Below are 13,851 nucleotides of genomic sequence, written 5' to 3'. Positions count from 1 at the left end.
CCCCGACCCCCACCGAACCGACCCCCACTCCCACCGAACCCACCGATCCGCCCGACCCGGTCACCGGAGCGCCCGAGCTGGGCGTCACCGGCAACCGGCTCACCGACCGGAACGGCGCCACCCGCCGACTCCTCGGCGTCAACCGCTCCGGCGGCGAGTTCATGTGCGTCCAGGGTCACGGCGTCTTCGACGGCCCGGTGGACGACGCCGCCGTGCGCGCCATCGCCGACTGGAAGGCGAACACCGTCCGCATCCCGCTCAACGAGGAGTGCTGGCTGGGCCACGACAACGTCAAGCCCGAGTACCGGGGCGCCGCCTACATCGACGCCGTGAAGGGCCTGGTCGACCGGGTCCTCGCCCACGGCATGACCCCGGTCGTCGAACTGCACTGGACGTACGGGCAGTACACCGGCAACTCGGCGGGCTGCGCCGACGTCCACGCCACCTGCCAGAAGCCGATGCCGAACGCCCGGTACACCCCGGCGTTCTGGACCTCGGTCGCGAACACGTTCAAGCACGACCGGCGGATCGTCTTCGACCTCTTCAACGAGCCCTACCCCGACCGGGCGACCAGCACCGCCGCACAGGCCTGGGCGTGCTGGCGCGACGGCGGCACCTGCCCGGGCATCGGCTACGAGGTCGCCGGCATGCAGGACCTGGTCGACGCCGTGCGCGCGACGGGCTCCCGCAACGTCGTCCTCGTCCCCGGCATCGCGTACTCCAACGACCTGAGCCAGTGGCTCGCGCACGCCCCCACCGACCCGGCCGGCCTGCTCGCCGCGGCATGGCACGTCTACAACTTCAACACCTGTGCGAACGAGGCGTGCTGGGACAGCACCCTCGCCCCCGTCTCCGCCCGGGTCCCCCTCGTGGCGGGCGAGATCGGCGAGAACACCTGCGGGCACGGCTTCATCGACCGCGTCATGACGTGGCTCGACGACCGCGGGCTCTCCTATCTCGGCTGGACCTGGAACACCTGGAACTGCTCGTCCGGTCCGGCACTGATCACCTCGTACGACGGCACCCCCACCAGTTTCGGCATCGGGCTGCGCGACCGACTGCGCGCCCTGAACTGAGAGGCACCCCATCACCATGAGCCGCACAACCCGAACCCCCCGCCGCACGGCTCTGCTGGCGGCCCTCGGCCTGATCACGGCCACCGGCGCCACCGCCACCGTCCTCACCACCACCGCGGGCGCCGCCGCCGCGGGCTGCAAGGTCGAGTACCAGATCACCAACCAGTGGAACACCGGCTTCGGCGCCAACGTGGTCGTCACCAACACCGGTGACCCGGTGGCCTCCTGGACCCTGGAGTGGTCCTACGGAGGCGACCAGAAGGTCACCCAGGGCTGGAACGCCACGATCACCCAGTCCGGGGCCGCGGTCACGGCCAAGAGCCTGTCGTACAACGGGAACCTGGCCACGGGCGGTTCGACGAGCTTCGGCTTCAACGGCTCGTACAGCGGCACCAACGCCGTCCCGGCGAGCTTCAGGCTGAACGGCGTCACCTGCAACGGCGCCACGGATCCGACGACCCCGCCCACCACCCCGCCGACAAGCAGTTGCTGCTCACCCTGGTGCGGACCGAGCAGGAGCGGCAGCGCGGCCGGTCACCTCACACCCCCGTAGCCGTCCCGGGCGGCGCGCGACAGGACGCCCGAGAGCTCGACCCGGGAGCGGACGGGGCGACGAACCGCGAGATCGCCGACCGGCTGTCGCTGAGCCCCCGGACGGTCGACCACCATCTGCGGAACGTGTTCGCCCGGCTCGGGGTCCGCTCCCGGGTCGAGCTCTCGGGCGTCCTGTCGCGCGCCGCCCGGGACGGCTACGGGGGTGTGAGGTGACCGGCCTGCGGGGCGGTCCGCGCCGCTGCCGGGACCGGGGCGGTACCGGCCGGGGTCCCCGATGCCGGCACCGTGCGGACGGCGCATCCGTGGGAGGTGCCCGCCGGGAAGTGGGGGCGTAGGCGCGGCGGTGAAGGAGCGGTGATGACCGGGACGGGCGTGCGGGTCCTCGTGGTCGGGGCCACCGGGGAGATCGGCGGCATCGCCGCCCGGCAGCTGGCCGGGCATGGCGCCGCGACGGCGCTCGCGGGCCGGAACCGCCGTCGGCTGGAGGAGACGGCGGGGGATCTCGGCGGTCGGCCGTGGCAGACGTTCGACGCGTACGACCTCGACGGCTGCGCGCGGCTGGCCGGCTGGGCGGGGACCGCGCTCGGCGGGCTCGACGCGCTGGTCGTGGCGGTCGGCGTGGCCGGCTTCGGGCCGGCGGCGGAGGTGTCGGACGCCTCGTGCGAGCACCTGTTCACCGTCAACGCCCTGGCTCCCATGGCCGTCGTCCGCGGTTCGCTGCCGGTGCTGGGGGCCGGCGGAGCGGTGGTCGTGGTGACGGGTGAGATCGTGGACCGCCCCGCGCTGGGGATGGCCGACTACGCGGCCGCGAAGGGCGCGCTCGCCGTGTGGCTGGGAGTGGTGGGACGCGAGGCGCGACGCCGCCGGATCGGCGTCACGGACGTGCGGATGCCCCACCTGGACACGGGTTTCGCGGGCCGTGCCGCGGTGGGCACGGCGCCCGCCCTGCCACCGGGTGGGGACCCGGAGGAGGCGGTCCGCCGCCTGGTGGTGCCACCGGTCCTGGCGGCCTCGGCGGGTGGATCCGACGCCCCGGGGTGAGACCCGGCCGGGCCCTGGGCCGGCCGGTGAGGGGGACCTCGCCGGTCCGGCCGGGTGGTGCGGAGGCATGGCTTTCGGACGGTGTGGAAGGAAGCCGGGTGACCGTCCTCCGTCCGCCCCCGGCTCCCCCGGCCGGCCCTCCTCCGACGACAGGAGATCCGTTTGTCCACCCCGTCCTGGTACGAAGACGTCTCTCCCGGCCGCGGTGTGCTGCCGCCCCGCGCCTGGTACGCCCGCTCCGACGCGGCCGCCCTCCCCCTGGACGGCACCTGGCGTTTCCGGCTGTCGCCCACCGCCGACCACGCCGACGAGTCCTTCGCCGCCGAGGGGTACGACGCGCGCGACTGGGGGGAGGTCACCGTGCCGGGACACTGGGTGCTCCAGGGGGAGGACCGCGGTGCCCCCGCGTACACCAACGTCGTCTACCCCTTCCCCGTCGATCCGCCGCGCGTGCCCACCGAGAACCCCACCGGCGACCATCTGCGCCGGTTCGACCTCCCGGACGACTGGCCGGAGGCCGGCGGGGCCGTGCTGCGGTTCGACGGCGTCGACTCCTGCGCGCGGGTGTGGCTCAACGGGCGCGAGCTCGGGGAGTTCAAGGGCTCGCGGCTGCCCCACGAGTTCTCCGTCGGCAGGATCCTCAGGCCGCGCGGCAACGTGCTCGCCGTCCGCGTCCACCAGTGGTCCTCGGGTTCGTACCTGGAGGACCAGGACCAGTGGTGGCTGCCCGGCATCTTCCGCGGGGTGACCCTGCTGCACCGCCCGGAGGGGGCGCCCGGGGACTTCTTCGTGCACGCCTCCTACGACCACGCGGACGGGACCGGCACCCTGCGCGTCGTGTGCGACGTGCCCGGGCGGGTCACGGTCCCGGAGCTCGGTGTCGACGTCGCGACGGGTGAGCCGGTGACCGTGCCGGTCGAGGCGTGGACCGCGGAGACGCCCCGGCTGTACGCCGGCGAGCTGGCGACGGCCGGCGAGCGGATCCCTCTGCGGGTGGGGTTCCGGACGGTCCGCGTGGAGAACGGCGTCCTCACCGTGAACGGTCGCCGCGTCCTCTTCCGAGGGGTGAACCGGCACGAGTTCCACCCCGACCACGGACGGTGCCTCGACCCGGCGACCATGCGCAGGGACGTCGAGCTGATGAAGCGTCACAACGTGAACGCCGTCCGCACCTCGCACTATCCCCCGCACCCGGCCTTCCTCGACCTGTGCGACGAGTACGGCCTGTGGGTGATCGACGAGTGCGACCTGGAGACCCACGGATTCCAGCGGCTCGGCTGGCGGGGCAATCCCGTCGACGACGCCCGCTGGACGCCGGCGCTGCTCGACCGGGCCGCGCGCATGGTGGAGCGGGACAAGAACCATCCGTCGGTGATCCTCTGGTCGCTGGGCAACGAGTGCGGCACCGGCGCGGGGCTCGGCGCGATGGCCGACGCGATCCGTGAGCGCGATCCCTCCCGGCTCCTGCACTACGAGGGGGACCGGTCCTGCGAGCACACCGACGTCTACTCGCGGATGTACGCCTCGCACGACGAGGTCGACGAGATCGGCCGGCGCGCGGACGAGGGCCCCGCGGCCCGCGGCGCGCTGCCCTTCGTCCTCTGCGAGTACGCGCACGCCATGGGCAACGGGCCGGGCGGACTGGCCGCGTACCAGCGGCTCTTCGAGACGTACGAGCGCTGCCAGGGCGGCTTCGTGTGGGAGTGGATCGACCACGGGCTGACCCATCCCGTGCACGGCTACGCGTACGGCGGCGACTTCGGCGAGGAGCTCCACGACGGCAACTTCGTCTGCGACGGACTGCTGTTCCCCGACCGGACGCCGTCCCCCGGTCTGGCCGAGTTCAAGAAGGTGGTCGAGCCGGTCCGCCTCGGGGCGGCGCGGGACGCCGGCGCCGTGCGCGTCACCAACCTGCGCGACTTCGCCGACCTCTCGGACCTCTCCTTCACCTGGTCGTTCCAGGTCGACGGGGAGACCACCGGCAGTGGGCCGCTGAAGGTCCCGGTGCTGGCCGCCGGGGAGAGCGCCGAGGTCGACCTGCCCGAGCCGCCGGAGCACGGGCAGGGTCGCCGGCCGGCCGGCGAACGGACCTGGACGGTCCGGGCGGAACTCGCCCGCGACACCCGCTGGGCTCCGGCGGGGCACGAGGTCGCCTGGGGGCAGCTGCCGGTGTCGGCCCGCCGGCCCCCGGCGCCGGCGCACGGCGCGCGGGCGGTCGTGCGGGACGGCCGGATCGTCCTGGGGCCGGGCGTGTTCGACGCCCGGACGGGTGCGCCGCTGACCCTCTGCGGGGTGCCGCTGGCGGGCCTCCGCCTCGACGTGTGGCGGGCGCCCACCGACAACGACAACGGGTCGGCGCGCCGGCCCGACGAGCGGTTCGGCCGGCTCTGGCGCGAGCTGGGCCTGCACCGGATGCGGCACAGGATCGACGCGGTGTCCGTCGACCGGACTCCCGGGGAGGCCGCCGGCGACACGCTGACGGTGCTGACCCGGGTGGCGCCGGCGGCCCGGGACGTGGCGCTGCGCACCGCGTACCGCTGGACCTCGGACGGGACGCGGCTGCGGCTGGCGGTGTCCGTCACACCGGAGGGCGAATGGCGGCTGCCGCTCCCCCGGCTCGGTGTCACGCTCGGCCTGCCGGCGAGCCTGGACGAGGTCGTCTGGTTCGGCGGCGGTCCGGGCGAGGCCTATCCGGACACCCGGGAAGCGGCGCGTCTCGGCCGCTGGCACGGCACGGTCGACGACCTCCAGACGCCGTACGTGCGGCCGCAGGAGAACGGCGCCCGGATCGACACCCGGTGGGTCGAACTCGGCGACGGGACGGACAGGTTGCGGGTGGAGGGGGATCCCGCGTTCTGGTTCGCGGCGCGCCGCTGGACCGACGCGGCCCTCGACGCGGCGACCCACCGGGGCGACCTCGTCCCCGGTGGGTCGGTGTGGCTCCGGCTGGACCACGCCCAGCAGGGCATCGGTTCGGGGTCCTGCGGCCCCGGTGTCCTGCCGGAGTTCGGTCCGCTGCCCGCACCCGCCGCGTTCGCCTTCACCTTCACGGCGCCCGGTCGGGAACCGGCCGCCTCCTGAGACCGGCGACGGCGCGGGGCCGGGCAGACCCGGGGAAGCGGGTCTGCCCGGCTCGCCGTACCCGGAGCCCCTCCTCGCGGGGCGGGCTGTTACTCGAGGAGCTCCGCGTACGAGCCCATGGCCAGGGCGATGTCCGCCTGGGCCCAGAACCGGTGGTAGGTGAAGACGGGCGCGGCGCCGCCCGCGAGGTAGGCCTCGATCTTCGGCCAGGCCGGGTCGTCCTGGTAGAAGCTCCGGATCGAGGCGAAGGTGGACGAGGAGTCGACCGTGTCGCCGTTCGGCATGGTGCCCGTCCAGCCGCCGGGCACGTACACCGGGTCGTCGAAGCGGTTGTAGTCGGCGCGGGTCTCCTCGACGGCGATGCCCAGGGGGTCCTGGTGGTGGGTCCACATGCCGTCGAGCAGGGCCTTGGCGACCCGCTTCGCCTCGGCGTGGCCGGACTTGGCCGCGTAGTAGGTCAGGGTCTTGGCGTAGGCCGCCGCCACGCCGACGTCGTCGGTGTAGTCGGCGACGGTGACGTGCAGGCCGGCGTTGGCGCCGGGCGCGGCCGCGTTCCAGGTGTCGGGCGCGCCGGACCACTGGAGGGTGGAGGGGATGCGGTAGGTGCCGTCGGGGTTGACGGTGGTCTTCGACAGCGCCCAGGTGACCCACTTGTCGAGGACGGTCTTGGCGGCCGGGTCACCGGACTGCCGGTAGTACTCCGCGACGCGCTCCATCGACCAGGCCTGGAAGCCGAACCACTGGTTGGACGCCGGGTCGTGGTAGACCGGCTTCTCGTCGTAGAAGAGGCCGTGGAAGGTGGGGGTGCCGGCCGGGGGCTGCGCGTACCGTCCCTGCCAGCTGTTCGTGGCGCCGCCCGCGATCGCGCCCTCGTCCGACTGGAGCCAGCGGTAGAACTCCAGCTGCCGGTCGAGGCTGGTCGCCCAGTCCGCGGCTCCCGTCGCCGACTTCGGCTTCAGCGGGGCGTACTCGCTCAGCGCGTAGGCGGCGAGCGGGTTCTGGTAGCCGCCGTGGGCGTGGCTGGAGCCGATCCGCCAGGCCCAGCCGGCCGAGGTGTCGGTGGCACCTCCCCAGGCGTAGTACCAGGACATCAGGTAGTGGGCGCTGTTCTTGCCCGTGCCCGCGGGGCAGCTGGTCGGGCCGACGCAGTCGCCGGCCTTCTTGAAGTACTTGTCGAACATGGAGTACCGCAGGTAGTCGCCCATCCTGGCCGCCTTGGAGACGGTCGCGGTGACCTGTCCGCCGTTCCCCTGCTCCTTGGCCCAGACGTCGGCCCAGTAGGCGGCCTGGACGGCGCGCGCGTCGGCGTCCGGGGCGTTGGTGAACTTCCACTGCTTCGCGTAGGAGGAGTCGCCCGTGAACAGGTCGAGGTAGCCGTTCCGGCCGCCGTGGGCGAAGCGGTCGCAGGTGGGGTGCGGGACGGTCTCCCAGACGGACTCCTGGGGACCGCGCTGGAAGGTGTTGATGTACGAGGGTCCGGTCGCCGTCGGTCCGGCGGAGCACTTCCCGGGCTCGTTGCCGTAGCCGTAGACGTTGTCGACGTCCTGGAGCCAGTGCATGCCGTAGACGTCGTCCGTGCCGTAGGCGCTCTTCAGTTCACCGGCGATCGGGTCGGATCCGGCGGTGACCGCCGGGTCGAGCTTCGCCGGGTACTGCGAGGGCAGGTCGTGCTCGGGGGCGTAGGTGGCGGGCTTGGAGGCGTTGTAGAAGGAGTTGGTGGGCTGGTCGGCGTGGGTGGGGATCATGAACTTCTCCATGGTCTCCCAGGCGCCGTTGAACTTGGTCCAGTCACCGGTGATCTTCCCGTACATGGCCTGGAGCCAGATCAGGTAGCTGTACGCCTCCGAGGTCGTCTCGTGCCCGTGGTCGGGGGCTTCGACGATCAGCGTCTCGACCGAGTGGTACGGGACGCCGTCCGGTGAGAAGTAGCCGTTGGCCGGGTCGGTGATCTTCCCGTGCAGGGCGAGGAAGCGGGCGTCGTAGGCGGAGCCGGCGGCCAGCTCGGTCACGGTCACCTCGGCCTTGGTGTGGCCGGGCGCGGTCGCGGTGAAGACGGCGGAGCCCGTGCCGGTGGTCCCCGCGGCGACCGTCACCTTCTGCGCGGTGTTCCAGTTCGCCGGGGTGAAGGTGAGGGTGGCGGGTGTCGCCGAGAGGTCGGTGTTGCCCGAGGTCCGGGCGACGCCGACCGTGACGTTCGCGGCGGGCCGGGTGGAGAGCTTCAGGTCGAACGTGCCGGACTCGCCCCGGCGCACGGCCAGTTGGCCGGGAGCGGCGACCAGAGCGGGACCCGCGGCGACGGTGATGCCGACGGGGGCGGACTCTCCGGAGGCGCCGAGGCTGTCGTACGCCCTGGCGTAGAGGGAGTGGGCGCCGGCTCCGAGGCCGGCCGCGCCGAGGGTGAAGGGCGCGCTGGTGTCCGTGCCCAGGAGCGTGGTGTCGCTGTAGAACTCCACCTTCTCGACGACGGCGCCGTCCGCCGCGGCGGCGGTGGCGGCGAGCGGGACGGAGTCACCAGCGGTGTAGATGGCGCCCGGGGCGGGACTGGTCAGGACGGCGACCGGGGGCTGGTGGGCTCCGGTGCAGGGGGTGCCGTTGACGGTGAAGGAGGTGGGGGCGGTGTTGGTCCCGCTGTAGGTGAACTGGGCGCCGGCGGTCACGGCCGCGCCCGGCGCGACCGTTCTGTTCCAGTCGGCGTGGGTGACGCTCGCGCCCGTGCCGAGCGACGCGTTCCAGCTCTCGTTCGCGGCCGTGACTCCGGCATCGGCCTGGGACCACTTGGCGCCCCAGCCCTGACCGATCCGCTGGCCGTCGGCAAACGCGAAGCCGAGACTCCAGCCGTTCAGCGCCGCGGCGCCGTTGGTGACGGTGACGGAACCCTGGAAGCCGCCGGCCCAGGAGCCGACGACGGAGTACTGGACGGTGCAGACGGGTACGGCGGCGGCTCCTGTGGCCGTACCCACGACGGCGAACGCACAGCTCGCCGTCAGGAGGGCGGCCCCGGTGAGCAGGGCGGGCAGACGCGGGGGATGTCGCATGAGCGACTCCTAGAGGCGAGGGCGCGCCCTGACGACGCGCCGACGGCATGGAATCGCTCCCACTGGTGGGCCAGACCGTAGCGGCAACTGGCGCCAAGCAAAAGAGGAGTTGACGGAATTCCCGGTCGATTGGCTTCGACTCTTCACGCACCTTGACGCGCCTGCGTCACGTCGGCACAGTGGGAGCGCTCCCACTGGTTCAGAGCTTGTGCTCATGCTCTTCGCACGCCCCACCTCCCCGAGCCGCGAGGAGAACCACCCGCATGCCACCACACCCGCCCCGCAGACGACGCGGCACGCTGACCGCGCTCGCCGCGGCCCTTTCGCTCCCCCTCGGTCTGACGGCCGTCGGCACCACCCCGGCCACGGCCGCGGCGGTGCAGTGCAGCGTGGACTACAGGACCAACGACTGGGGGTCCGGCTTCACCGCGGACGTCACCCTCACCAACCGTTCCACCACCGCTCTCGACGGCTGGACCCTCGGCTACGCCTACACCGGCGACCAGAAGCTGACGAACGGCTGGAACGGCACCTGGACCCAGTCCGGCAAGACGGTGAGCGTCACCCACGCCGACTGGAACAGAACGGTCGCGCCGGGCGCGGCCGTGACCGCCGGCGCCCAGTTCACCTACAGCGGGACCAACACCGCCCCCACCTCCTTCACCGTCAACGGCACCCCCTGCACCGGAGCCCACCAGCCCCCGGTCGCCGTCCTGACCAGTCCCGCCCACGACCCCGCCGCCGACGGGCGGCAAGGCCGACAACCCGTACGCCGGCSCCAAGGTGTACGTGAACCCGGAGTGGTCCGCCAAGGCCGCCGCCGAGCCCGGCGGCAGCAAGGTGGCGAACCAGCCCACCGGTGTCTGGCTGGACCGCACCGCCGCCATCGCGGGCGTGAACGGCGGCATGGGCCTGCGGGACCACCTCGACGCCGCCCTCGCCCAGAAGGGCGGCGGCGAGCTCGTCGTCCAGCTGGTGATCTACAACCTCCCCGGACGCGACTGCGCGGCGCTCGCCTCGAACGGCGAGCTCGGACCGACCGAGATCGACAAGTACAAGACCCAGTACATCGACCCGATCGCCGCGATCCTCGCCGACTCCAAGTACGCCGGACTCAGGATCGTCACCACCGTCGAGATCGACTCGCTCCCGAACCTCGTCACCAACGTCTCCGGGCGCCCCACGGCGACCCCGAACTGCGACGTGATGAAGTCCAACGGCAACTACATCAAGGGCGTCGGCTACGCGCTGAACAAGCTGGGCTCGATCGCCAACGTCTACAACTACGTGGACGCCGGCCACCACGGCTGGCTCGGCTGGGACGACAACTTCGGCCCCTCGGCCGAACTCTTCAAGACGGCGGCGACCGCGGAGGGCTCCACGCTCGCCAACGTCCACGGCTTCATCGTGAACACCGCCAACTACAGCGCGCTCAAGGAGGACCACTTCACCATCGACGACAGCGTCAACGGCGTCTCCGTGCGCCAGTCGAAGTGGGTCGACTGGAACCGGTACACCGACGAACTGTCGTACGCCCAGGCCATGCGGACCAAGCTGGTCTCCCTCGGCTTCGACCAGAACCTCGGCATGCTGATCGACACCTCCCGCAACGGCTGGGGCGGCACCGCCCGGCCGACCGCGCCCGGTGCCAGGACGACGGTCGACACCTACGTGAACGGCGGTCGCTACGACCGGCGCATCCACCTCGGCAACTGGTGCAACCAGTCGGGCGCCGGACTCGGCGAACGGCCGCAGGCCGCTCCGGCCGCCGGCATCGACGCGTACGTGTGGATCAAGCCGCCGGGCGAGTCGGACGGCGCCAGCAAGGAGATCCCGAACAACGAGGGCAAGGGCTTCGACCGGATGTGCGACCCGACGTACACGGGCAACGCGCGCAACGGCAACAGCATGTCGGGCGCCCTGCCCGACGCGCCGCTCTCGGGCCAGTGGTTCTCGGCCCAGTTCCAGGAGCTGCTGAAGAACGCCCACCCGGCGCTCTGACGCCGCACCGGCGAGCGCCCGGGGCCGTACGGAACCTCCGGTCTCCGTACGGCCCCGGTGCGCGCCCGCGAGGGCGCCGGAGTCCGCGCACACGGCGCCCGGCGGGTCCCGCTCACGAGGAGTCGCGCACGATCAGCTCCGTCGGCAGGACCCGGCGCGGCTCCTCCTCGGCCGCGAGCGCGCCGTCCGTCTTCTCCGCGATCTTCTGCAGCAGCAGCCGGGTCATCGTCCGGCCCATCTCCTCGATCGGCTGGCGCACGCTCGTCAGCGGCGGGTCCATGTGCCGCGCCACCGCCGAGTCGTCCACCCCGACCAGAGCCACGTCCTCGGGGACCCGGCGCCCGGCCTCCCGCAGCACCGACCGCGCACCGGCCGCCATCACGTCCGAGGCCGCGAACACGGCGTCCAGGTCCGGGCCCCGCTCCAGCAGGTCCCGCATCGCCAGCCGGCCGCCCTCCTCCGTGAAGTCGCCCGTCGCCACCAGCGACTCGTCCGGCGGCAGACCCGCCTCCGCCAGACCGGCCCGGTAGCCGCCCAGGCGGGCGCGGGCCACGTACATGTCCAGCGGACCGCTGATGGTCGCGATCCGGGCCCGGCCGCGGCCCACGAGATGGGCGACCGCCGCACGGCCCGCGCCGATGTTGTCCGAGTCCACGTACGCGACGGGTTCCGCCTCCGCCCGCCGGCCGTTCATGACCACCGGCAGCCCGAGCTCCCGCACCCGGTCGGGCAGCGGGTCGTCGCCGTGCACGGACGCCAGCAGCACGCCGTCGACGCGCTGGGCGGCGAGGTACTGCTCGAAGCGCTGCCGCTCCTGCTCGGTCCGCACCAGGGTGAGCAGCAACTGCTTGTCGGCGTCGGCGAGCTCGGCGCTCACGCCGCGCATGAGGTCGAGGAAGTAGGGCTCCGCGAAGAGCCTCGCCTCGGTCTCGGGGATCACCAGGGCGACGGCGTCGGTACGGCTGCCCGCCAGCGCCCGGGCCGCCTGGTTGGGGACGTAACCGAGTTCGGCGACGGCGCGGGCCACGGCGTCCCTGGTCTGTTCGCTCACCCGGGGCGAGCCGTTGATCACCCGTGAGACCGTGCCCCTGCCGACGCCGGCCAGGGCCGCGACCTCCTCCAGAGTGGGCCTGCCGTTGCGCCGTCCGTTCACGAACCTCGAACTCCCCTCGTACGCACCCGTGTTCCGCGCCGATCCCGTCGCGGCAGATCAGAGGGGCGAAGCCCGCTCCGAGCCCCTCCCCGGGCGCGCGTGGGACAACCTACGCCGACCCGGGGGATGGGAGCGCTCCCACACTACGGGACGACCCTCCCCGATGTCATGGTCCGCGTTCAGGACATGACGATGCCCCTCGGGGCGCGAGGGCCCGAAACCCGACGAACACCTTCCGGTAACGAATCCGCGTTCATGTCTTGACACTCGCACCCGCCAGGCAGCAACCTTCCGGCAACGACGTGGGAGCGCTCCCATCCGGGAAGCGACAACGACCTTCATCAGGTCCGGGCGGGGCCTCGCCGAGCCGCGAACCCCCGCCGGGCCCACCTGGCGCACAACGAGCACCACCTTGGACGAGGAGAGTGGAATGCGCACTTCCAGCAGCAGACGCGGTCACCGCACCGCCATCGCCGCGGTCGCCGTCCTCGCGACCGGCACGGCCCTGCTCACCGGCTGCGGCGGCGGGAGCGACGACAACGCGTCCGGCGACGGGAAGATCACGCTGCGGATCGGGACCTTCGGTTCCTTCGGCTACGACAACAAGACCGGCGCCAAGCTCTACGCCGAGTACGAGAAGACCCACCCCAACATCAAGATTGAAGAGTCGAACGTCGCCGACGGCCAGAAGTACTGGGACACGCTGAAGCTGCGCCTCTCCCGCAACAGCGGCCTGGCCGACATCCAGGCCCTGGAGGTGGGCTACATCGCGGAGGCGACCGGGTCCGCGATGGGTGACAAGTGGGTCGACCTCGGCAAGACCGGCGGCGCGGACCTCGGGGCGTTCCTCGACTGGAAGGTCAAGCAGGCCACCACCGGCAAGGGCTCCGTGATCGGCCTCGGCACCGACATCGGCCCGATGGCCATCTGCTACAACAAGGACCTGTTCGCCAAGGCCAAGCTGCCCACCGACCGCGCCGAGGTCGCCAAGCTGTGGGCCGGCGACTGGGCGAAGTTCCTGGAGGCCGGCAAGACCTACCAGAAGAGCGCCCCCGCCGGGACCTCGTTCCACGACTCGGCGAGCGGCCTGTTCAACGCCGTGGTCTCCAGCCAGCCGATCCAGTACGCGAACGCCCAGGGCGAGCTCGACTACGAGAACAGCCCCGGCGTGAAGAAGGCCTGGGAGACAGCCGTCTCCGCCGCGCAGAGCGGACTGACCGCCAAGCTGCGCCAGTTCGACGAGAAGGGCACCTGGAACGCCGCCTTCAAGAACTCGAAGTTCGCCACGGTCGCCTGCCCGAGCTGGATGACGGGCATCATCAAGGACCAGGCCGGCGCGGGCAACCAGGGCAAGTGGGACATCGCGGCCCCGCCGGTGGCGGGCAACTGGGGCGGCGCCTTCCTGGCCGTGCCCAAGGCGGGCAAGCACACCAAGGAGGCCGCCGAGCTCGCCGCCTGGCTGACGGCCCCGGCGCAGCACGCCAAGGTCTTCGGGGTGAACGGCAACATCCCGTCCTCGAAGGACACGCTGACCTCCTCGGTCGTCCAGGACGCGAAGCTGCCCTACTTCGGCGACACTCCGGTGGGCAAGATCTACTCGGAGGCCGCCGCCGGCATCACGCCCGCGCCGATCAGCCGCTGGGACGGCCAGGTGAAGACCTTCATCACCGACAACGGCATCCTCGACATCGAGCAGCGGGGCACGGCACCGGACAAGGCCTGGCAGAACGTCAAGAAGCTGATCGACGACAAGATCGACCAGTAGCGGGGACCGCGTGACGGCCCGTCGCCGCCTGAGGGCGGCGGGCCGTCACCGTCCGCACCACCGCACGCATCGACCTGGAAGGACGCCCCCGTGGCCACCTCCGTTCGGGCGACGAGCGGCGGCTCCCCGCCCCCCGTCGCACCC

7 protein-coding genes and 2 pseudogenes are annotated in these 13,851 nt (G+C 72.4%); 7 read left to right on the top strand and 2 right to left on the bottom strand.

The window, feature by feature from the left end:
* The 5 genes and pseudogenes from EAO71_RS03130 to EAO71_RS03115 all read left to right on the top strand — a co-directional run.
* Nucleotides 1–1,076 (top strand): glycoside hydrolase family 5 protein (locus tag EAO71_RS03130; RefSeq protein WP_261991967.1); only part of this gene is annotated, 1,076 nt, incomplete at its 5' end.
* Nucleotides 1,077–1,092: 16 nt separating this feature from the next.
* The gene (locus tag EAO71_RS37440) at nucleotides 1,093–1,629 is read left to right on the top strand and encodes a cellulose-binding domain-containing protein (RefSeq protein WP_410093944.1); all 537 of its coding nucleotides are present in this window, start codon (nucleotides 1,093–1,095) and stop codon (nucleotides 1,627–1,629) included.
* Between the two features lie 47 nt (nucleotides 1,630–1,676).
* Nucleotides 1,677–1,844, top strand: a pseudogene (locus EAO71_RS38475) (helix-turn-helix domain-containing protein); the annotation flags it as partial.
* Between the two features lie 144 nt (nucleotides 1,845–1,988).
* Entirely contained in the window at nucleotides 1,989–2,672 is a 684-nt protein-coding gene (locus EAO71_RS03120; RefSeq protein ID WP_147976219.1) for an SDR family NAD(P)-dependent oxidoreductase, read from the top strand.
* Nucleotides 2,673–2,828: 156 nt separating this feature from the next.
* Nucleotides 2,829–5,753, top strand: a complete 2,925-nt coding sequence (locus EAO71_RS03115) for a glycoside hydrolase family 2 TIM barrel-domain containing protein (protein WP_410093945.1) — start codon at nucleotides 2,829–2,831, stop codon at nucleotides 5,751–5,753.
* An 89-nt stretch (nucleotides 5,754–5,842) separates the two neighbouring features.
* Here EAO71_RS03115 and EAO71_RS03110 read toward each other — a convergent pair whose 3' ends face one another.
* Nucleotides 5,843–8,788, bottom strand: coding sequence for a glycoside hydrolase family 48 protein (locus EAO71_RS03110; protein WP_147976217.1), 2,946 nt, complete (start codon nucleotides 8,786–8,788; stop codon nucleotides 5,843–5,845).
* A 263-nt stretch (nucleotides 8,789–9,051) separates the two neighbouring features.
* Here EAO71_RS03110 and EAO71_RS03105 point away from each other — a divergent pair.
* Nucleotides 9,052–10,789 (top strand): annotated as a pseudogene (locus EAO71_RS03105) (glycoside hydrolase family 6 protein).
* 112 nt (nucleotides 10,790–10,901) lie between these two features.
* Here EAO71_RS03105 and EAO71_RS03100 read toward each other — a convergent pair.
* A complete protein-coding gene (locus EAO71_RS03100) occupies nucleotides 10,902–11,942 on the bottom strand; it encodes a LacI family DNA-binding transcriptional regulator (protein ID WP_147976216.1) in 1,041 nt (346 codons plus the stop codon).
* Between the two features lie 430 nt (nucleotides 11,943–12,372).
* Here EAO71_RS03100 and EAO71_RS03095 point away from each other — a divergent pair, with 430 nt between their 5' ends.
* Nucleotides 12,373–13,707: an ABC transporter substrate-binding protein gene (locus EAO71_RS03095; RefSeq protein WP_147976215.1), complete on the top strand. Its 1,335-nt coding sequence runs from the start codon at nucleotides 12,373–12,375 to the stop codon at nucleotides 13,705–13,707.
* Nucleotides 13,708–13,851: the final 144 nt, after the last annotated feature.

This window comes from Streptomyces sp. MS191 (genome assembly GCF_008042125.1).
Classification (GTDB): Bacteria; Actinomycetota; Actinomycetes; order Streptomycetales; family Streptomycetaceae; genus Streptomyces.
The sequence above is the reverse complement of the archived record's forward strand: the minus strand, read 5'-3'. Positions and strand labels throughout refer to the sequence as shown.

Bases quoted from the DNA above. Each gene is read 5' to 3' on its own strand.
- EAO71_RS37440 (WP_410093944.1), top strand. From the start codon at position 1,093: ATGAGCCGCACAACCCGAACCCCCCGCCGCACGGCTCTGCTGGCGGCC.
- EAO71_RS03120 (WP_147976219.1), top strand. From the start codon at position 1,989: ATGACCGGGACGGGCGTGCGGGTCCTCGTGGTCGGGGCCACCGGGGAG.
- EAO71_RS03110 (WP_147976217.1), bottom strand. From the start codon at position 8,788: ATGCGACATCCCCCGCGTCTGCCCGCCCTGCTCACCGGGGCCGCCCTC.
- EAO71_RS03095 (WP_147976215.1), top strand. From the start codon at position 12,373: ATGCGCACTTCCAGCAGCAGACGCGGTCACCGCACCGCCATCGCCGCG.